Origin of the sequence: Curtobacterium sp. MCLR17_042 (assembly GCF_003234695.1) — a bacterium.
In the GTDB taxonomy this organism is placed as follows: domain Bacteria; phylum Actinomycetota; class Actinomycetes; order Actinomycetales; family Microbacteriaceae; genus Curtobacterium; species Curtobacterium flaccumfaciens.
Genome location: NZ_QKTD01000002.1, coordinates 173,029 through 192,218, shown reverse-complemented (window position 1 = coordinate 192,218; position 19,190 = coordinate 173,029). Strand labels below are relative to the sequence as shown.

Annotated in this window: 16 protein-coding genes and 1 tRNA gene; 11 read left to right on the top strand and 6 right to left on the bottom strand. The window is 70.5% G+C overall.

Annotated elements, in window-relative coordinates; translation table 11 throughout:
* Positions 1-57: 57 nt before the first annotated feature.
* The 9 genes from DEJ02_RS03140 to DEJ02_RS03100 all read left to right on the top strand — a co-directional run bounded on the left by DEJ02_RS03140 (position 58) and on the right by DEJ02_RS03100 (position 10,373).
* Positions 58-1,323: an aspartate kinase gene (locus DEJ02_RS03140; protein WP_017888681.1), complete on the top strand. Its 1,266-nt coding sequence runs from the start codon at positions 58-60 to the stop codon at positions 1,321-1,323.
* 43 nt (positions 1,324-1,366) lie between these two features.
* Positions 1,367-2,419: an aspartate-semialdehyde dehydrogenase gene (locus DEJ02_RS03135; protein WP_071405015.1), complete on the top strand. Its 1,053-nt coding sequence runs from the start codon at positions 1,367-1,369 to the stop codon at positions 2,417-2,419.
* A gap of 98 nt (positions 2,420-2,517) precedes the next feature.
* A complete protein-coding gene (locus DEJ02_RS03130; protein WP_111031970.1) occupies positions 2,518-4,005 on the top strand; it encodes a malate:quinone oxidoreductase in 1,488 nt (495 codons plus the stop codon).
* A 58-nt stretch (positions 4,006-4,063) separates the two neighbouring features.
* Positions 4,064-5,218 carry an Rv2578c family radical SAM protein gene (locus DEJ02_RS03125; protein ID WP_111031969.1) on the top strand — a complete coding sequence of 385 codons (1,155 nt, stop codon included), beginning with the start codon at positions 4,064-4,066 and terminating at the stop codon, positions 5,216-5,218.
* 170 nt (positions 5,219-5,388) lie between these two features.
* Entirely contained in the window at positions 5,389-6,609 is a 1,221-nt protein-coding gene (locus tag DEJ02_RS03120; protein WP_111031968.1) for a sensor histidine kinase, read from the top strand.
* On the top strand, positions 6,606-7,886 hold the full coding sequence (locus DEJ02_RS03115) for a hypothetical protein (protein WP_111031967.1): 1,281 nt from the start codon (positions 6,606-6,608) through the stop codon (positions 7,884-7,886). The genes DEJ02_RS03120 and DEJ02_RS03115 overlap by 4 nt, the downstream gene beginning before the upstream one ends.
* Positions 7,873-8,574: a response regulator transcription factor gene (locus DEJ02_RS03110; RefSeq protein ID WP_035808846.1), complete on the top strand. Its 702-nt coding sequence runs from the start codon at positions 7,873-7,875 to the stop codon at positions 8,572-8,574. Before DEJ02_RS03115 ends, DEJ02_RS03110 begins: the two co-directional genes overlap by 14 nt.
* Complete coding sequence (locus tag DEJ02_RS03105) at positions 8,574-9,200, top strand: thymidine kinase (RefSeq protein ID WP_111022274.1); 627 nt, start codon at positions 8,574-8,576, stop codon at positions 9,198-9,200. Before DEJ02_RS03110 ends, DEJ02_RS03105 begins: the two co-directional genes overlap by 1 nt.
* Before the next feature lie 129 nt (positions 9,201-9,329).
* On the top strand, positions 9,330-10,373 hold the full coding sequence (locus tag DEJ02_RS03100) for an LLM class flavin-dependent oxidoreductase (RefSeq protein ID WP_111031966.1): 1,044 nt from the start codon (positions 9,330-9,332) through the stop codon (positions 10,371-10,373).
* A gap of 75 nt (positions 10,374-10,448) precedes the next feature.
* Here DEJ02_RS03100 and DEJ02_RS03095 read toward each other — a convergent pair whose 3' ends face one another.
* The 5 genes from DEJ02_RS03095 to DEJ02_RS03075 all read right to left on the bottom strand — a co-directional run bounded on the left by DEJ02_RS03095 (position 10,449) and on the right by DEJ02_RS03075 (position 15,942).
* Positions 10,449-11,066 carry a response regulator gene (locus DEJ02_RS03095; protein ID WP_111031965.1) on the bottom strand — a complete coding sequence of 206 codons (618 nt, stop codon included), beginning with the start codon at positions 11,064-11,066 and terminating at the stop codon, positions 10,449-10,451.
* Positions 11,063-12,097: a sensor histidine kinase gene (locus DEJ02_RS03090; RefSeq protein WP_111031964.1), complete on the bottom strand. Its 1,035-nt coding sequence runs from the start codon at positions 12,095-12,097 to the stop codon at positions 11,063-11,065. Before DEJ02_RS03090 ends, DEJ02_RS03095 begins: the two co-directional genes overlap by 4 nt.
* Positions 12,098-12,254: 157 nt before the next feature.
* Positions 12,255-12,328 (bottom strand) — tRNA-Pro (locus tag DEJ02_RS03085).
* Between the two features lie 93 nt (positions 12,329-12,421).
* Positions 12,422-13,378 (bottom strand): metallophosphoesterase, encoded by a 957-nt coding sequence (locus tag DEJ02_RS03080; RefSeq protein WP_071405008.1) that lies wholly within the window; start codon positions 13,376-13,378, stop codon positions 12,422-12,424.
* Positions 13,375-15,942: a transglycosylase domain-containing protein gene (locus tag DEJ02_RS03075; RefSeq protein WP_111031963.1), complete on the bottom strand. Its 2,568-nt coding sequence runs from the start codon at positions 15,940-15,942 to the stop codon at positions 13,375-13,377. The genes DEJ02_RS03080 and DEJ02_RS03075 overlap by 4 nt, the downstream gene beginning before the upstream one ends.
* Positions 15,943-15,992: 50 nt before the next feature.
* Here DEJ02_RS03075 and DEJ02_RS03070 point away from each other — a divergent pair, with 50 nt between their 5' ends.
* Together DEJ02_RS03070 and DEJ02_RS03065 are read left to right on the top strand one after the other, a co-directional pair.
* Positions 15,993-16,151 (top strand): DUF4177 domain-containing protein, encoded by a 159-nt coding sequence (locus DEJ02_RS03070; RefSeq protein ID WP_017888699.1) that lies wholly within the window; start codon positions 15,993-15,995, stop codon positions 16,149-16,151.
* Positions 16,148-16,609 carry a RidA family protein gene (locus tag DEJ02_RS03065; protein ID WP_111031962.1) on the top strand — a complete coding sequence of 154 codons (462 nt, stop codon included), beginning with the start codon at positions 16,148-16,150 and terminating at the stop codon, positions 16,607-16,609. The genes DEJ02_RS03070 and DEJ02_RS03065 overlap by 4 nt, the downstream gene beginning before the upstream one ends.
* Positions 16,610-16,688: 79 nt before the next feature.
* Here the strand turns inward: DEJ02_RS03065 and acs are convergent, their stop codons facing one another.
* Positions 16,689-18,641, bottom strand: a complete 1,953-nt coding sequence (gene acs / locus DEJ02_RS03060; protein WP_111029419.1) for an acetate--CoA ligase — start codon at positions 18,639-18,641, stop codon at positions 16,689-16,691.
* Between the last annotated feature and the right edge of the window lie 549 nt (positions 18,642-19,190).

Genomic DNA, 19,190 nt, shown 5'->3' with positions numbered 1-19,190 from the left:
CTACCATTGTCAGACCGCGTGACCTCGCGGTGTCGCCGTCTCCGGGAGTACCAGCCAGTGGCCTTGATCGTGCAGAAGTTCGGTGGTTCATCCGTCGCGGACGCCGAGAGCATCAAGCGCGTGGCGAAGCGGATCGTCGAGACGAAGAAGGCCGGCAACGACGTGGTCGTGGCGGTGTCGGCGATGGGCGACACCACCGACGAACTCGTCGACCTGGCGCACTCCGTCACGCCGATCCCCGCCGGCCGTGAGCTCGACATGCTCCTGACCGCGGGGGAGCGCATCTCGATGGCGCTGCTCGCGATGGCGATCAAGAGCCTGGGGGTCGAAGCGTCCTCCTACACCGGCAGCCAAGCCGGCATGCTCACCGACGCCCAGCACGGCAAGGCCCGCATCGTCGACGTCACTCCGAAGCGCGTGCGCGAGGCGCTCGACTCCGGCCACGTCGCGATCGTCGCCGGGTTCCAGGGCTTCAACCGCACCACGGGCGAGATCACCACGCTCGGCCGCGGCGGCTCGGACACCACGGCCGTCGCCCTCGCCGCAGCGCTCGACGCCGACGTCTGCGAGATCTACACCGACGTCGACGGCATCTTCACCGCCGACCCCCGCGTCGTGCCGAAGGCCCGCAAGGTCGACCGCGTCACCAGCGAGGAGATGCTCGAGCTCGCAGCCTCGGGTGCCAAGGTCCTGTACATCCGCGCCGTCGAGTACGCCCGGCGGCACGGCGTCACCCTGCACGTCCGGTCCTCGTTCAACAACAACGAGGGCACCATCGTCTACAACCCTGCCGAGGGGGAAACCGTGGAAGAACCGATCATCACCGGGATCGCCGGAGACCTCTCCGAGGGCAAGATCACCGTCGTGGGGGTCCCGGACCAGCCGGGCAAGGCCGCCGAGATCTTCACCAACGTGGCACGCGCCGGGGCGAACATCGACATGATCGTCCAGAACGTGTCGGCAGCGTCGACCGGGCGGACGGACATCTCGTTCACCCTGCCGAAGGACCAGGGCCAGACCGTGCTGACGGCGCTCGAGGTCGCGAAGGCCGACATCGGCTACGAGAGCATCCAGTACGACGACCAGATCGGCAAGCTCGCCCTGGTCGGCGCCGGCATGCGCACGAACGCCGGCGTCTCGGCGCAGCTGTTCCGCGCCCTGCACGACGCGTCGATCAACATCGAGATGATCTCCACGTCCGAGATCCGCATCTCGGTCGTCACCCGCGCCGACACCCTGAACGAGGCGATGCGCGTCGTGCACAGCGCGTTCGGCCTCGACGCCGACGCCGAGGCCGTCGTCTACGCCGGCACCGGCCGCTGACGCCCGCCGACCCGTCGATCCGCTGAACCACCAGGAGCACCGCATGAGCACCCTCACCGTCGCCGTCGTCGGCGCCACCGGCCAGGTCGGCGCCGTGATGCGTCGCCTGCTCGAAGAGCGCGCGTTCCCGGCCGACCGGGTCCGCTTCTTCGCGAGCGCCCGTTCCGCCGGCACGACGCTGCCGTTCCGCGGCGAGCAGATCGTGGTCGAGGACTCCGAGCTCGCCGACCCGTCCGGCATCGACATCGCGCTGTTCTCCGCCGGGGCCACGGCCTCGCGGGCCCTCGCGCCGAAGTTCGCCGCCGCCGGGGCACTCGTCGTCGACAACTCGAGCGCCTGGCGCATGGACCCCGACGTCCCGCTCGTCGTGAGCGAGGTGAACCCGCACGCCATCGACCAGGCGCCGAAGGGGATCATCGCGAACCCGAACTGCACGACCATGGCGATCATGCCGGTGCTCAAGGTGCTCGACACCGAGTCCGGGCTCCGCCGCCTGGTCGCGACGACCTACCAGGCGGTCTCGGGTTCCGGGCTCGCCGGGGTCGAGGAACTCCTGGGTCAGGCGAAGGCCGCGCTCGAGCAGGACACCGCTGCGCTGACGCACGACGGATCCGCCGTGACGTTCCCCGAGCCCGTCAAGTACGTCCGTCCGATCGCCTTCGACGTCGTGCCGCTCGCCGGCAGCATCGTCGAGGACGGCTTGGGTGAGACCGACGAGGAGAAGAAGCTCCGGAACGAGAGTCGGAAGATCCTCGAGCTGCCCGACCTGCTCGTCGCCGGCACCTGCGTGCGCGTCCCCGTGTTCACCGGGCACTCCATCTCGGTGCACGCCGAGTTCGAGCGTCCGCTGTCGCCCGAGCGTGCAACCGAGATCCTGTCGAGCGCACCCGGTGTCGAACTCTCCGACGTCCCGACCCCGCTGCAGGCCGCCGGCCAGGACCCGGCGTTCGTCGGCCGCATCCGCGCCGACCAGTCCGCGCCCGAGGGCCGCGGCCTCGTCCTGTTCGTCAGCAACGACAACCTGCGGAAGGGTGCCGCGCTCAACGCGGTGCAGATCGCCGAGACGATCGTCGCGCGCCGCTCCGTCGACGCGTAGCGCGCCCCGGACGCAACCGACAGACGGACAGGAGGCCCGTGGCGACACCGCCACGGGCCTCCTGTCCGTCTGTCGGATGCCGCCGGTAGGATCGACGGGTGGCAGAGCAGCAGGTGGACCCCATCGACGTCGTCCTGATCGGCGGAGGCATCATGAGTGCCACGCTCGGGGCCATCATCCACAAGCTCGAGCCGAGCTGGAAGATCCGCGTGTACGAGCGGCTCGGCACGGTGGCGCAGGAGTCCTCAAACCCGTGGAACAACGCGGGCACCGGACACTCGGCACTGTGCGAGCTGAACTACACGCCGGAACTGCCGGACGGCCGCGTCGACATCGCGAAGGCCGTCACGGTCAACGAGCAGTTCCAGGTCTCGCGGCAGTTCTGGGCGCACCTGGTCGAGACCGGTGTGCTGCCGGAGCCGTCGAACTTCATCAACCCCACGCCGCACATCTCGTTCGTCTGGGGCGAGGCCAACGTCGCGTACATGCGTGCCCGGTACGAGGCCATGCGGGACCACCCGCTCTTCGCGGGCATCGAGTTCTCGGACGACCCGGCGCAGATCCGGAAGTGGGCGCCGGCGCTCATCCCCGGCCGCAAGAAGGACCAGCCGATCGCGGCGACCTACTCGGCAGCCGGCTCGGACGTCGACTTCGGGTCGCTCACCCGCCAGCTCTTCGACCAGCTCGAGATCGACGGTGTCGAGTTCGAACCCTCGCACCAGGTCACCAACCTGACCCGCTCGAAGGTGTCCGAGGGCTGGGTGCTCAACGTCCGCAACGAGATCGGCCGGTCGACGCAGCGCATCGCCGCGAAGTTCGTCTTCGTCGGTGCCGGTGGCGGAGCCCTGCACCTGCTGCAGAAGTCCGGCATCCCGGAGATCCGCGGCTACGGCGGCTTCCCGGTGTCGGGCGAGTTCCTGCGCACCGACGACCCCGAGGTGGTGCAGAAGCACTCCGCCAAGGTCTACGGCAAGGCCAGTGTCGGTGCCCCGCCGATGTCGGTGCCGCACCTCGACACCCGCATCGTCGACGGTGGGTCGTCGCTGATGTTCGGGCCGTACGCCGGGTTCAGCCCGAAGTTCCTGAAGCAGGGCTCGGTCCTCGACCTGTTCCGCTCGATCCGACCGCACAACCTCCGACCGATGCTGAGCGTCGCGTTCTCGAACTTCGACCTGGTCCGCTACCTGGTCGGCCAGCTCCTCGCGTCGAAGCACACCAAGTTCGAGGCGCTCCGCGACTTCATGCCGAGCGCCGAGCCCGAGAACTGGCACCGCATCACCGCGGGGCAGCGTGTCCAGGTGATCAAGCCCGACAAGGACAAGGGCGGTGTGCTGCAGTTCGGCACCGAGGTCATCACCGCCGCCGACGGCTCGATCGCCGGACTGCTCGGGGCGTCGCCGGGTGCCTCGACCGCCGTGCCGATCATGCTCACGATGCTGCGCCGGTGCTTCCCGGACCGGTGGGACGGCTGGCAGGACGACGTCCGCGCGATGGTGCCGACCTACGGGCAGGACCTCGGGGACGACCCGGCTCTGGCCGACGCCACGCTCGAGCGCACCGCGAAGGTGCTCGGCCTGCACCACTGAGGCCTGTCGTGGTCCGCGCCGGTTTGCGGTCTGTTCGAACGTGTGTTCGAATGACGACATGCGGTGGAGTGGACAGGCGATCGACGCCGAGCAGAGCGACGCGCTGCCCGGGATGGAATCGAACAGCGGGTTCGTCCGGAGCGTGACGACGCCCGAGTTCGCCGGGGTGACCTTCCACGAGGTCCTGGCGAAGAGCGCCCTGAACCGGGTGCCGAGCGCGGACGGCTCGGGCACGTACGGCTGGACGATCAACCCGTACCGCGGGTGCAGCCACGCCTGCGTGTACTGCTTCGCCCGACCGACCCACACGTACCTGGAGTTCGACGGCGGCGCCGACTTCGACCAGCAGATCGTGGTGAAGACGAACGTCGCCGACGTGCTGCGTCGTGAGCTCGGCAAGCCCTCGTGGGACCGTCACCCGGTGGCGCTCGGCACGAACACCGACCCGTACCAGCGGGCCGAGGGGCGGTACCGGCTGATGCCCGGCGTGATCGAGGCGCTGGCGGAGTCGCGCACCCCGTTCAGCATCCTGACGAAGGGCACGCTGCTGCGCCGCGACCTGCCGCTGCTGGCCGAGGCGGCGAAGGTGGTGCCGGTCGACCTCGCGATGTCGATCGCCGTGTACGACGACTCGCTGCAGCAGTCCGTCGAGTCCGGCACCCCGACGACGTCGGCCCGGCTGGCGACCGTGCGGGCCATCCGCGACGCGGGGCTCGACTGCGCGGTGTTCCTGATGCCGGTGCTGCCGTACATCACCGACACCCGGGCGCACCTCGACGACGCCATCGGTCGGGCGACCGCGGCCGGCGCGACGAGCATCATGTACTCGGCGCTGCACCTGCGGCCGGGCGTCAAGCCGTGGTGGTTCGAGTGGCTCGGCCGCGAGCGACCCGATCTGGTGCAGCGGTACCGCGCGATGTACCTCGACAACACGTACGCGCCGAAGGACTACCGGCGGTGGCTGTCGGAGCGCATCCGCCCGATCCTGGCGGCGCACGGGGTCGGACTGGGGCGCGTGGACCCGGCGACGGGGTCGATGGGCTTCTCGGAACCGCGAACGCTGCAGCCGGGCGTGCCGCAGGGGCTGGGCACGGGCGGGCCGCAGGCGCTGCCGCAGGAGCAGTCGGTGCCGACGGTGTCACCGCTGAAGCGCGCCGACCCCGGGTTCGACCAGCGGCTGCTCCGGCCGGCTGCGGCGCAGACGCTGTTCTGAGGAGCGTCCGTCCGGGTCGTGTCCGGTCCACGTTCGGGGGACAGCAAGACCCCGGTCCGGGCCGCTATCATCGTGCGGGTCGCCGCACGGCCCCGGATTCGGGGTACACGGCCGCTGCTCCGGTGGTTGGATCGTGGACGGCGCCCTCGCCACCCGGAAGGATCCACCTCGTGCTCGGCATCCCCACGCACCTCGCACCGCGAGTGAACGCGTGGTCGACCGTGCGCGCATTCCGCGCCGGCGCCATCGGCTCGCTGTTGGCCGCGGCCATCACGCTGGTGCTCTACGGCCTGTCCGAGCCCGGGGTGCGGGTCGTCGGCACGGCGCTGGCTGTCGTCCCGATGCTCGCCATGATCGGCGTGCACGTGCAGTTCGGCAACCGCGTTTCGGCGATCGCCTTCCTGGCCGTCGGCGGTGTCTGCGCCTGGTGGTTCGCCGTCGGGGTCCAGCAGCAGGTGCCGACCGGGTGGGTGACCTCGTACCTGATGTCCCTCGTCGTGATCCCGCTCATCCTGGTCGGGGGAGCAGGCGCCGTGCCGAGCCGCGTCGTGCTGTGGTCCTTCGTCGGCTTCCTGACCGGACGACTCGCCACCTGGATCGCCATCGTGCAGGCCGACCAGTCGCCCCGTCCGCTCATCCTGGCCTGGGTGACCCTGGGCTTCGTGGTCGCGCTCGTGCTCTTCACGACCCGCAGCACCGGGTGGAGCGAACGGGTGCAGCCCGAGCTCCTGCGCTCGGCGCGCGAAGAACACGTGTCCGCCTACCGCGCCGGGGTCGAGGCCGAGGCGTCCGCGATCCTGCACGACACCGTGCTCAACCACCTCGGCGCGATCGCCCTCGCGCCGGACGGCCCGATGGACCCGCACCTCGCCGAGACGGTCGACGCCGACGTCGCGGTGCTCACCGGCAAGGGGTGGCTCGCGCCGGCCGCCCGCCCGCGTCCCGGGGCCGCGGCCGAGGCGTTCGGCACCATGGTCGCCGAGCACCGGACGCTCGGACTCGACGTGACCGTCTCGGGTGACCCCTCCGCGCTCGAGCGCCTGGACCAGCGTGCGCTGTCGGCGGTCGTCCGGGCCGTCGGCCAGTGCCTGGCCAACGTGCGGAAGCACGCGGGGACCGACGCCGCAGAGGTCAGCGTGTTCGACGACAGCGCGTCCTGCACCGTCATGGTCGTCGACGACGGTCGTGGGTTCGACGAGGACGCCACCGGAGCCGACCGGATGGGGCTCCGCGGTTCGGTGCGTGAGCGGATCGGCCGGGTCGGCGGTGACGTCCAGATCTGGTCGTCGCCCGGTTCCGGCACGAGCGTCATGATGACCGTGCCGTACGGACCGGTCACCGGCACGGTCACCGTGCCGGCGGTCAGCGACGGCCGGGGGACCGAGCGATGAACGCGATCCGGCAGCGGCTCGGGTCCGGTCCGGGGCCCCGTCGCACCGCGCAGCAGTACGACCCGCTCGGCGCGATGGGGTCGCGACCCCTGGCCGTCGTGCTCGGGGCCGGCAGCGTCGTCTGGGCCCTGCTCGTGTCGATCTTCGACCGCGACGTCGTGGGCAGCCCCACGCTCAGCGCCCTCACCGTGCTGCTCGTCGCGGCCTCGGCGGTGGTGGTGCTCGCTGCCTCGAGCCCGTTCCGTGCGCCGTTCCCACGGTCGGCGTTCGTCGCGCACGTCGGGTTGCTCGGCCTGGCGTCGGTGACGAGCGTCGCCGCACAGTGGGGGCCGGACCGCAGTGCCCTGAACGACTTCATGTCCCTGATCACCGCGACCGGCATCGTCATGGTCGCGCCGTACCGTCCGTGGACCGACCTGACGATCGGCGGGCTCGCGCTTGCCGCGGTGAACGCCGTGACCTGGGGCGCCGGTGCTGCGGAGTTCCCGCACGAGGTGCCGGTCGCCGTCGCGGCGTTCCTGGCCGCGGCACCGACGCTCGTGCTGACCGCCGCGTCCGCGGTGTTCGCCTGGACCTTCGCGGGGCTCGCCGAGCGGGTGCAGATCCGTGCCGGGTCGTACTCCGTCGCACGTGCCGAGCGGGACGGCATCGCGGCGAGCGTGCAGCAGGACCGCTCGACGATCCTGTCCCGCGACGTCGCCCCGTTCTTCGCCGAACTCCGCACGCGCGACGTCATCACCGACGCCGACCGTGCCCGCGCCCGTGCGATCGCCGACGGTATCCGCGCGTCCATGGTCGCCGACGCCGACCGCACCTGGTTCGAGCACGCCGTCCGGGTCGACGGCGGCCAGGCGCCGGTGGTCGACGACCCCGACGGCCTGATCGCGACGCTCGACACCGACCAGCGGGCGGTCGTCCGCACCTTCGTCCGTGCGGCCCTCCGTGCTTCGACCGTCGACCCGGCCGGCTTCCGCGCGACGGTACGACGAGCGGACACCCTGGCGGACCCGGCGCCCCAGGCCCGCCCGGCGGACCACGCGGCCCCCGCGGCTCGCGCAGCCCCCGCGGCCCGGGCAGCCCTGGCGGCCCGACCCGCGCAGGCACCTGCACCCGGCCGTGTGTCCGTCGAGATGGAGCTCGCCGTCGCGGACTCCGACATCGGCATCCACCGCACCTTCGACCCCTACTTCGCCGTCCTCCGCGTGACGTTCCCCGACCTCGACGTCGCGGTCCGCCCTTCCGCCCTCGCACTAAGGTTCTCCTATGACCAGCACTGACCCGAACAGGCTCTCGGAGGGGTCGCCGTCCCTCCCGAACCCGGGAGCACGACGTGTGCGGCTGGCCATCCTCGACGACCACGAGGTGCTGCTGGACAGCCTGTCGAGCTGGATCGCGGTGAACGCGTTCGACTTCGACCTGGCCCTGACCGCGCACACCTGGCTCGAGATGGTCCACAGCGACAGCTTCCCGACCGACCTGGTGTTCCTGGACTTCCAGCTCAAGGAACCGGTGTCCATCGAGGCCCGTGTCCGCACCTGCCGTGCCGCCGGGGCGAAGGTCATCGTGCTCTCGAGCGTCGACAGCCGTGAGTCCCGCGACCGCGCCCTGGCCGCCGGCGCCGCGGCGTTCCTGTCGAAGTCGCTCCCGATGCGCGAGGTCATGGACGTCGCCCGCGAGATCATGGGCGTCGCCCGCGAGACCCCGCAGCCCCGCGAGTGGCGTCCGCTGCCGACGGGTGCCGCCGCGCACCAGCGGCCGAAGCTCAGCGCCGGTGAGGAAGAGGCGCTGCGGCTCTACGTGTCCGGCTACTCGACGAACGAGGTCGCCGCGCAGATGAACGTGCAGTACGAGACCGCCAAGACCTACCTGCGTCGCGTGCGCGAGAAGTACAGCAAGGTGGGCCGCCCCGCCTCGAAGAAGTCCGACCTCATCCGTCGGGCCGCCGAGGACGGGTTCCTCGCGTAGTGGCGAAGCTCTACTTCCGCTACGGCGCGATGAACAGCGGCAAGAGCACGGGCTTGCTGCAGGCGGCCTACAACTACGAGGAGCGCGGGCACCGGGTGCTGCTCGCCAAGCCCGCGGTGGACACCAAGGGCGACCGTGAGATCGTCTCCCGCCTCGGCGTCACCCGGACCGTCGACATCGTGTTCTCGCCGGACGCCGACGTGCGCCAGGCCGTCTCCGCCGCAGGCGCCGTCGACCCCGAGTCGGACCGCTTGGACGGCATGGTGCGGCCCGTCAGCTGCGTGCTCGTCGACGAGGCGCAGTTCCTCACCCCGCGTCAGGTCGACGACCTGCTGCGCATCGCGGTGCTCGACGAGATCCCGGTCATCACCTACGGCATCCGCACGGACTTCCGCACCGAGGCGTTCCCCGGCAGCGCCCGCCTGCTCGAGGTCGCGCACTCCCTCGAAGAGCTGAAGACCATCTGCCGCTGCGGCCGCAAGGCGGTCTTCAACGCCCGCACGGTCGACGGCCGGTTCGTCTTCGACGGCTCCCAGGTCGCGATCGACGGCGTCGACGTCGCCTACGAGTCGCTCTGCGCCAACTGCTACCTGACGGAGTCCGGCGGCCGCCTCGACGGCGCCTGACCGCTCGTGCCGGCGTGCGTCCGGTACGCACCCAGCAGACGGACTGGAGGCCCGTGGCGGCGCCGCCACGGGCCTCCAGTCCGTCGCGTGCACAGGAATGCACGTGCGTTGACGCGCGTTGGTGACCACATGACCGACGACACCCTGCACCTGTCCGTCCTCGACCTGGCCACCCGCGAGTACGGCCAGTCCAACACCGAGGCCCTGCAGGGGTCCATCGACATGGCCGTGCACGCCGAACAGCTCGGGTACGAGCGGTTCTGGGTCGCCGAGCACCACGGGATGCCGGGCATCACCTCCTCGGCCCCGGCGGTGCTGCTGAGCGCCGTCGGCGCGGCCACCTCGACCATCCGCATCGGCTCCGGTGGCGTCATGCTGCCCAACCACGCGCCCCTCGTCGTCGCCGAGCAGTTCGGCACCCTCCGTGCCCTGTACGGCGACCGGGTCGACCTCGGGCTCGGGCGCGCTCCCGGCACCGACGGTGCGACCGCGATGGCCCTCCGCCGCACGGACCGACTCGACGTCGACGACTTCCCGGACCGCCTGGCCGACCTGATCGGGTTCTTCACCGGCATGGGCGCGGAGAACCCGCTCGCCGGCATCCGCGCCGTGCCGGGCTACGGCGACGTGCCGGAGTTCTGGCTGCTCGGGTCCTCCGGCTACAGCGCCCAGGTCGCCGGTGCGCTCGGCATCTCGTTCGCCTTCGCCCACCACTTCGCGTCGGACAACACCGAGGCGGCACTCGCCCTGTACCGCGACTCGTTCCGTCCGTCGCGCTTCCGGCAGACGCCGAACGCGCTGATCGGTGTGCAGGTCGTCACCGACGAGGACCCCGCCGTCATCGACGAGCAGAGCGCCCCGGGCATGATCTCCTTCATCCGGATGCGCTCCGGCCGGAAGCCCGAGCCGGTCTCGATGGACGAGGCGCGTGCGTACGAGTTCAACGACCTCGAGCGTCGGTTCATCGCGGCCCGCACCGAGCGTCAGGCGTACGGCAGCGCCGAGCAGGTCGCGGAGAAGATCAACGCACTCGTGGCCTCGACCGGGGCGAACGGCGTGATCGTCTCGCCCGGTGCTGCGCAGGCGCGGTTCCGGCACCAGGCGCTCGACGTCGTGGCCGGGCTGCACGCCGCCGGCAAGCTCGTGCCCGCGGGTGCGTCGGTCTCCGTCTAGGTCGCTTCGTGAGCAGGAATGGTCGGGTGTCCGCTGGGCACCCGACCATTGCTGCTCACGAAGTTCCGTGGCGCCTCAGGTGAGCAGGCCCAGGCGCGTGGCTGCGGCCACCGCCCCGACGCGGGAACCGACGTCCAGCTTGCGGAAGACGTTGTAGACGTGCCGCTTGACGGTGCCGATCGCGAGTTGCAGGTCGGCGGCGATCTCGGCGTTGGTGCGCGCGGCGGCGAGGAGTCGCAGGACCTCGAGCTCGCGGTCGCTCAACGGTGAGCCGGCTCGGGCCTCGGTCACCAGGTCGACCGGGAACGTGACCGGTGCCGCATCAGCGTGGGCTGCCCGGGCGATCCGGTCGACGAGTTCGCGGCTCGGGGTGTCCTTCGTGACGAAGTCGACCGCGCCGGCATCGAGCAGGGTGCGGCGGAGGACGGCGTCCCGGTGCATCGTGAGCACCACCACCCGGATGTCCGGGCGGGTGCGGCGAACCGTGGCGATCGTCGTCCGTGCCGGCGGGCCGTCCAGCTCGACGTCGAGCAGCAGGACGTCGATCGCGGCGGCCTCGGGGGAGCCGAGCACCTCGGCCGGTCGCTCGCCGTGCGCCACGACGCGGATCGTGGGGACCGCGGCCAGGATCGTGGCGAGTCCTTCGCGGAAGAGCCGGTGGTCGTCGACGATGGCGACGTGGGTGACGGTCACAGGGTGCCCCTCGGGATGGTCAGGCGGACGGTGGTGCCGTGGTCTCGGCTGCCGCGGACGCTCTCGACGTCGAGCCGGGCGCCGATCACCGCGGCACGTTCACGCATGGTCTGCTGGCCGAGGCGGCCGTCGGCGTCTCGCTCCACGTCGAAGCCCGGTCCGTCATCGGCGACCGTCACCACCAGTGCTGCGGGCGACCACGCGAAGCGCACCGAGGTCGTCGAGCCCGGGGCGTGCTTGCTGCGGTTCGTGAGTGCCTCGAGCAGGATCGTCAGCGCTTCCTCGGCCTGCCAGTTCGGCAGGGGACCGGCGACACCCGTCGACTCGATGGACAGAAGGTCGTCGTCGGGGAACAGATCGCGCACGTGCCGTCGGAGCGCGTCGTCGAGCAGGGCATCCCCGACCCGGGCGTGCAGGCTCACTGCGAGGTCCTGGACGTCGCCGAGTGCGCTCCGGAGCAACCGCGCTGCGTCGTCGAGCTGATCGGCTCGTTCGTCCGCCGGTGGATCCGTCAGCAGGACGAGGTCGAGGCGCTGCAGCCCGGCGAGGATGCCGTGGGCGACGCGGTCGTGCAGGTCCCGCGCGATCTGCGTCCGGGAGTCCAGGTGCGCCGTGGTGAGGCGTTGGCGCAGTGCCTCCGTGTACGCGACCGCCCCGGCCGGGAACCGGCTCCAGATGCCGGCGTGCAGGGCCCTGGTGGCGCGCAGGACCTCGGCGGTGGACGCCGCGCCGACCTCGTCGACGAAGACCGGCAGGTAGGCGTCGAACAGCATCTCCGCCGCGAGCATGGCGCCGGCCGGGTGCTGGGCGTGCTCGGCGTGCAGACTGCCGGTCGCCAGGTGCTCGGGGTCGAGGAACGCGTGGCTCACGACGCTGCCGTCGGTTCCCGCGGCGTAGCGCTCGTGGGCCTCGGCGATCATCGACGAGACGTTCTCGGTCAGGCTCTGCGCCAGGGCCGGGTCGTCCGCGATGTCGGGGAACTCGGCGGCGATCGCGACGAGCACGGCGGCGAGGGGATGGTCGTTCTGCATGGCGCTTGCGAGCGTAGCGGGAGGGGCTGCTCGTGATGGGGCGGGGACCGGCTGACTGGGTCGTGCGACCCATCGGGCGGCCGAGACGCATCCGGAGAAAGCAGAAGGCCCTGGTTCCGGAGAACCAGGGCCTTCTTCGTACTGTCTCAACACAGTGTCGGGGTGACAGGATTTGAACCTGCGACCTCCTCGTCCCGAACGAGGCGCGCTACCAAGCTGCGCCACACCCCGCGGTGTGATCACTCCGTACCGGAGCAACCAGACAATACTATCCGATGATCGGGGATGCTCACGACCATCCGGTGAACTCCCGGGCGCGTCGGCTCAGGAAGCCCGCGCGGTCAGGGTGACCACGACGGCCTCGGGTCGGCAGGCGAACCGGACGGGCGCGTAGATTGAGGTGCCGAGGCCCGCGGAGACCTCGAGCCACGACCAGTGGTTGCGGTGCTCCCACTTGTGCAATCCGCTCGCGTACCGGCGGGGGAGGTCGCTGTTCGTGACGAGCGCGCCGACCCCGGGGACCGCCACCTGACCGCCGTGGGTGTGCCCGGCGAAGATGATGTCGGCCCCCTGCGTCACGAAGGCGTCGAGCACGCGACGGTAGGGCGCGTGCGTGACACCGATCGCGACCGGAGCGGGGCCGTCCTCGTCCTCGGACCACGGCACGTCGCTGCGCATCTCGTCGACGTTGGTGGGGAGCAGGTCGAGGCGGTCCCAGTCGCGGTGCGCGTCCGACGTGCCGAACAGCTCGAACCGGGAGCCGCGGAGTTCGATCGCGTGCGCCTGGTCGTTGAGGTCGAGCCAGCCGAGCGACTCGAAGAACGCCGTCTGCCGATCGATGTCGAGACCGACGGGCTCGGCAGCCTTGTGCATCCGGCTCGGCCCCGAGAAGTACTTGAGCGGGTTGCGCGGGGACGGCCCGAAGAAGTCGTTCGACCCGTAGGCGAAGACACCGGGCACCCCGCGGAACGGCTCGAGCGCGTACTCAACAGCAGCGTTCGCGGTCGCGTGGCCGAGGTTGTCCCCGGTGTTCACGATGAAGTCCGGTTCGACCAGGCTCAGGTCGCGCAGCCACTGCTGCTTGTCGGCCTGCCACGGGGCCATGTGGATGTCGGAGAGGTGCAGGACAGTGACGTCACGGGATCCCGGCGGGAGCACCGGGACGGTCTCCCACCGGATCCCGAAGCGACGCCGCTCGACGAGCGAGCCCCACGCTGCCGAAGCAGCTCCGACGGCCGCGCCGGCAGCGAGGACGCCGAGTGCGGTGCGACCGCGGGTCACTTGCAGTCCTTGGGCGCCTTGCCGTTCTTGTCGCCGTAGAGCTGGATCGTCACGTTGTCGTTCTTGTTCGCCGTCGCGTTGATCGCCGGCTCGACGGCGGCGACCTTGCAGGTCTTGCCACCGCCGCCCTTGGCGTAGCTGTCGGCGAGGTTGACGCTCGTGAACCCGGCGTCGTTCAGTGCCGAGCGGGCGTCTCCAAGGGAGTCGCCGCCGATCTCCGGAACGGTCGCCTGGGTGCCGTCCGACGTGTAGACGGTGACGCTCGAGCCCGAGGACAGGAGCGCACCCGCCGCCGGGGACGTCGAGGTCACGGAGCCGGGGTTCCCCGGGCCGGGACGCGCGCCGCCGTCCACGTAGGTGAATCCGGCGCCCGAGATCGCCGCGCGGGCCTCGTCCGCCGTCTTGCCCTGCAGGTTCGGCAGTGCCTTGGCGTTGCCGCGGAGCGCCGAGGTGTTCGGGTCGGTGAACGGACCCGCTGGGTAGATCGCGTTGACCGGCGTCTGCGCCTGCCGCCACACGTCCGCACGGCTGGCGGCGTACGTGCCGCTCACCCCGTTGCTGAAGTTGCGGAGGTTGGTGAGCTTGCCGTCGGTGTTGCCCTGCCAGTAGGCGGTGGCGACACGCGAGCTCGAGCCGACCAGCCAGATCTGGTTGCCGTCGTCGGTCGTACCCGTCTTGCCGAACAGCTGCATGCCGTCCGGGGTCTGCGCGCCGCGAGCGGTGCCGTTGGCGATCGTGCCCTTCATGGCGTAGATGGCGGCGTGAGCGACCTCGGGGTCGATCGCCTGCTTGCAGTCCTTGGTCTGTCCGCCGAGCTTCTTGCCGGACGGCGAGGTGATCTGGTCGATGGCGATCGGCTTGCAGTAGATGCCGTTGTTCGCGACGGCGGCGTACGCGGCGGCCATCGTCATGGGCGCGATCTCGTTGATGCCGAGGACCGACGACGGGTTGGAGAGGAGCTCTCCGCCGTCCGCACGGTGGACGCCGAGGGATTCGGCGACCTTCTTGATGTCGCAGAGGTCGAGCTTCTGCGCCATGTTGAGGAACGCCAGGTTGATGGACTGCGCCGTCGCCGCGGCGACGGTGTAGTTGCCGCTCTCGCCGGGACTGTCGTTCTTCGGCCGGTATCCGCCTCCGACGTAGTACGGCTGGCCGCACTGGGTCCACCCCGTCGACATGTCACGCGGCGCGCCACTGACGACCTCGTTCAGCCCGTGCCCGGCCTGCAGCCACGCGAGCAGGGTGAAGAGCTTGTAGGTCGAGCCCGTCTGGAAGCCCTTGGCGCTGCCGTACTTCTCGTCGACGCTGTAGTTCAGGGACGTCGATGTCGGCGCGGACTTCAACGACTCGTCGAAGTCCTTGTTCTGTGCCATCGTGACGATGCGGCCGGAGCCTGCCTCGATCGAGTTCAGCGTGGCGCCCAGGGCCAGGTTCGTCTCGGCCTTGTTGTCGTACGTGTTGACGAGACGCTTCTGCTCGGCGTTCAGGTCGATGTTCAGCGTCGTCTGGATCTTGTACCCACCGTTGCGCCACGCGGTGTCACGAGCCTTCTGCGACGAGCCGAGCTGCGACATCTCGAGTACGACCTTCTTGGCGTAGTCGCAGAAGAACTGCGAGCCGTCGCCGACCGAGGCGCGGCAGCCCTGCGAGGGCTGCGTCAGGTGCACGTAGTCCGCCGGCTTCGACTGGCGAGCCGTTCGGTACTCGGCCTCGGTGAGGTTCTTCTGGTCGTACATCGAACGGAGCACGACGTTGCGCCGGGCGACGTTGGCGTCGTACTTCTTCGGGCTCGACAGGTTGCGCGCCTCGGGGTACTGCACGATCGCGATGAGCGACGCGGCCTCGGCCGGGGTCAGGTCGGTCGCGCTCTTGTTGTAGTAGTGCTGCGCCGCGGCCTGCACGCCGTAGGTCTGGTCGCCGAAGTAGGCGATGTTCAGGTAGGCGGTGAGGATCTCCTTCTTGGAGTACTTCTTCGCCAGCCCGATCGCGAGCTTCATCTCCTCCAACTTGCGGGGGATGGTCTGCTCGACGGCCTCGTTGTAGGCCTTCTCCTGCTCCTTCTTGGTGGGGAGGTTCAGGGCTTCGTTCATCTTGATGTTGCGGACGAGCTGCATGGTCAGCGTCGACCCACCGCCCGAGTCGCCGAGGCCGCCCGCGATGCTGCCCACACCGGCGCGGATGAGCGACGTCATGTCGACGCCGCCGTGGTCGTAGAAGCGCTTGTCCTCGCCGTCGATCGCCGCGTTCTTCAGCTGGTCGCTGATCTGGTCGAACTTCAGCTCTTGGCGGTTCTGGTCGTACAGGGTGGCGAAGTGCACGGACTTGCCGCCCGAGTACGCGTACAGCTCGTTGCGCTGCGGCAGGTCACCGATCTCGATGTACTCCGGCAGGGACTCGAACACACCGATCGTGGACGTCGTCGTGACACCGGCGACGGCGATGGCCGGGGTGACCCCGATCGTGACGAGCAGGCCGGCGAGGGCACTGAACCCGACGAATCCGATGAAGGCGCCGACTGCTGAGACGGGCTTGGTCCGCGATGCAGACGTCTTCTGGGCAGACATAGGATGCAGCCTAAACGACACCCCCGACTGAAAGGCTGGCAAGGAACCGCATGACTCGCTGGGAGTACTTCACCACGCCGCTGATGATCCACAACACCACCGCGATCCTCAACAACTACGGGGACGAGGGCTGGGAGCTGGTCCAGATCGTCACCGGGCCCGAGGGCGGTCTCGTCGCCTACCTGAAGCGCCCCAAGGCCGACGCATGAGCGTCTCCGACCGGCTCGCCGAACTCGGCCTGACGATCCCCGCGGTCGCCGCGCCCGTCGCCGCCTACGTGCCCGCCGTCGTGACGGGCCAGTACGTCTACACGGCGGGGCAGCTGCCGTTCGTCGACGGCGCCCTGCCCGTGACCGGCAAGGTCGGCGCCGACGTCGACGCCGAGACCGCCGCCGCCCAGGCTCGCGTGGCCGCGCTGAACGCCCTGGCCGCCGTGCAGTCGGTCGCCGGTTCGCTCGACCGCGTGGCCCGAGTCGTCAAGGTCACGGTCTTCGTCGCGTCGGACCCGTCGTTCACCGGCCAGCCCGGTGTCGCGAACGGCGCGTCGACCCTGGTCGGCGAGGTCTTCGGCGACGACGGCGTCCACGCGCGGAGCGCGGTGGGCGTCGCCGTGCTCCCGCTGGACGCGCCGGTCGAGGTCGAGCTGGTGGTGGAACTCACCGCCTGACGGCAGCGACCGACGGAACGAACGTGAGCAGGGCCTCCAGTCTGTATCTGACTGGAGGCCCTGCTTCCGTCTGGCGGCACTACATCAGTTCCGCGATCGTCGCCATGATCGTCGGGTCGGCGAGGGTCGTCGTGTCGCCGATGCGGCGGCCCTCGGCCGCGTCGCGGAGGAGCCGCCGCATGATCTTGCCGGAGCGTGTCTTCGGCAGCTCCGGCACGATGACGACCTGGCGCGGCTTCGCGATCGCGCCGATCCGCTTGCCGACCCAGTTGCGGAGCTCCGCGGAGGCGGTCTCGCGGTCGACGTCTGCGGCGGCCTCGGCCGTCAGGATGACGAAGGCGACGACGGCCTGCCCGGTGGTCTCGTCGGCGGCCCCGACCACGGCGGCCTCGGCGACGCCCTCGTGGCCGACCAGGGCGGACTCGATCTCGGCCGTCGACAGGCGGTGTCCCGAGACGTTCATGACGTCGTCGACGCGCCCCTGCACCCAGATGTCGCCCTGCCCGTCGAGCCGCGCGCCGTCGCCGGCGAAGTAGCGGCCGGGGAACCGCGACCAGTACGTCTCGACGAACCGGTCCGGGTCGTTCCAGATCCCGCGCGCCATCGACGGCCACGGCTCGGTGATCGTGAGGTAGCCGCTCTCGCCGGGGTCGGCACGGTTGCCGTCGTCGTCGACGATCTCGGCGACGATGCCCGGCAGGGGCGTCTGCGCGGCGCCGGGCTTGAGCTTCGTGACGCCGGGCAGCGCGGAGATCATGATGGCGCCGGTCTCGGTCTGCCACCACGTGTCGACGATCGGCGTGCGGTCGTGGCCGATGACCTGGCGGTACCACTGCCACGCCTCGGGGTTGATCGGTTCGCCGACGCTGCCGAGCAGGCGGAGGGTCTCGAGGCTGCGCGCTTCGGGGATCTCGCGGCCGGCCTTCATCGCGGCGCGGACCGCCGTGGGCGCGGTGTAGAGGACGGTGACGCCGTACGCGTCGACGAGGTCCCACCAGCGGCCGGGCTTCGGCTCGTCGGGGGTGCCCTCGTAGAGCACCTGCGTGACGCCGTTGGCGAGCGGGCCGTAGACGACGTAGGAGTGGCCGGTGATCCAGCCGATGTCGGCGGTGCACCAGTAGACGTCCTTCTCCGGGTGCATGTCGAAGACGTTCTTGTGCGTGTACGCCGCCTGGGTCAGGTAGCCGCCGGAGGTGTGCACGATGCCCTTCGGCTTCCCGGTCGTGCCCGAGGTGTACAGGATGAACAGCGGGGTCTCGGCGGGGAATGCCTGGGCCTCGTGGGTCGGCGCCGCCTTCGCCAGCTCGTCGTGCCACCAGACGTCGCGGTCGTTCCAGGCGATGTCGTTGCCGCCGCGCTTGACGACCAGGACGTGCTCGACCGTGTCCGTGCCCTCGCCGGTCAGCGCCTCGTCGACGGCGGGCTTGAGCGGTGAGACGGCGCCGCGCCGCCACCCGCCGTCCGCGGTGACGACGAGCTTCGCGCCGGCGTCCTCGATGCGGGCGCGGAGGCTCTCCGCGCTGAACCCGCCGAAGACGACCGAGTGCACGGCACCGATGCGGGCGACGGCGAGCATCGTCACGACGGCCTCGGGGATGAGTGGCAGGTACACGACCACCCGGTCGCCCTGGCCCACGCCGAGGTCGGTGAGCATGTTCGCGGCGCGCTGCACCTCGGCGGTCAGCTCGGCGTAGGTGATCCGGCGCGTGTCGCCGGGAGCGCCCTCGAAGTGGATCGCGACCCGGTCGCCGTTGCCGGCGCGGACGTGTCGGTCGAGGCAGTTCTCGGCGACGTTGAGCGTGCCGTCGGCGAACCACTTCGCGAACGGGGCGCCTGACCAGTCCAGGGTCTGCGTGAACGGGGTGCGCCAGTCGAGCAGGGAGCGGGACTGCTCGGCCCAGAACGCCTCGCGGTCGGCTGCTGCTGCGTGGTGGAGGTCCTCGCCGGCGACCGCGTCGGCCACGAACTCGGGCGGCGGTGCGAAGGTCGCTCCGTCGTCGCCTCGGGGGTCGGTCTGGGTCGGAGTGGACATCGATGTCCTTTCGCGTCGTTGCGGCCTCTGGTGGCATCCGTCGTGGATGCATGCGTGCGTCCGCCGTGGATGCGTCCGTGCATCCGCGGCGGGTGCGTGCGTGCATCCGTCGCCGGTGCCTGCGTGCATCCGGAGACTACCCCTCGGCCGGGTCGGGGCGCGGCACGCCCGAAGGTCGTGTCCGGGGTTGCCCTGGAGGGCCGATCGTGGGGTACAGTAGATCCCGCTGGACTCGTTTCCGGCGGCATCGAATCGGATTCCCCCCAATCCCTCGATGTCAAGGCGGCACCTGTTCCCCCCAACCGGTGCCGCCTCTTCTGTTTCCCGGGGTCCGACTCGAGCGATGGTGGCTCGTCGGGCTCCGTCGTGTGCCCCGATCCGCGCAGGGACGCCGGTCGCGTGGACAGACCGGTCCATGCTCGTGCATGCATTCTGCATGTTCTTGCGTAGCAGGTGCTACGCACAGGCCGGCCGGGGGAAGCGGGGGTGGTGGGCGACCCCGAGCACGTCGGTGTCGCATCATCGACCGGGGTACGGCTTTCCGTTTCG

Excerpts from the sequence above, each read along its gene's own strand:
- DEJ02_RS03135 (WP_071405015.1), top strand. The coding sequence starts at position 1,367 with ATGAGCACCCTCACCGTCGCCGTCGTCGGCGCCACCGGCCAGGTCGGC.
- DEJ02_RS03125 (WP_111031969.1), top strand. The coding sequence starts at position 4,064 with ATGCGGTGGAGTGGACAGGCGATCGACGCCGAGCAGAGCGACGCGCTG.
- DEJ02_RS03115 (WP_111031967.1), top strand. The coding sequence starts at position 6,606 with ATGAACGCGATCCGGCAGCGGCTCGGGTCCGGTCCGGGGCCCCGTCGC.
- DEJ02_RS03110 (WP_035808846.1), top strand. The coding sequence starts at position 7,873 with ATGACCAGCACTGACCCGAACAGGCTCTCGGAGGGGTCGCCGTCCCTC.
- DEJ02_RS03100 (WP_111031966.1), top strand. The coding sequence starts at position 9,330 with ATGACCGACGACACCCTGCACCTGTCCGTCCTCGACCTGGCCACCCGC.
- DEJ02_RS03090 (WP_111031964.1), bottom strand. The coding sequence starts at position 12,097 with ATGCAGAACGACCATCCCCTCGCCGCCGTGCTCGTCGCGATCGCCGCC.
- DEJ02_RS03075 (WP_111031963.1), bottom strand. The coding sequence starts at position 15,942 with ATGTCTGCCCAGAAGACGTCTGCATCGCGGACCAAGCCCGTCTCAGCA.
- DEJ02_RS03070 (WP_017888699.1), top strand. The coding sequence starts at position 15,993 with ATGACTCGCTGGGAGTACTTCACCACGCCGCTGATGATCCACAACACC.
- DEJ02_RS03065 (WP_111031962.1), top strand. The coding sequence starts at position 16,148 with ATGAGCGTCTCCGACCGGCTCGCCGAACTCGGCCTGACGATCCCCGCG.
- acs (WP_111029419.1), bottom strand. The coding sequence starts at position 18,641 with ATGTCCACTCCGACCCAGACCGACCCCCGAGGCGACGACGGAGCGACC.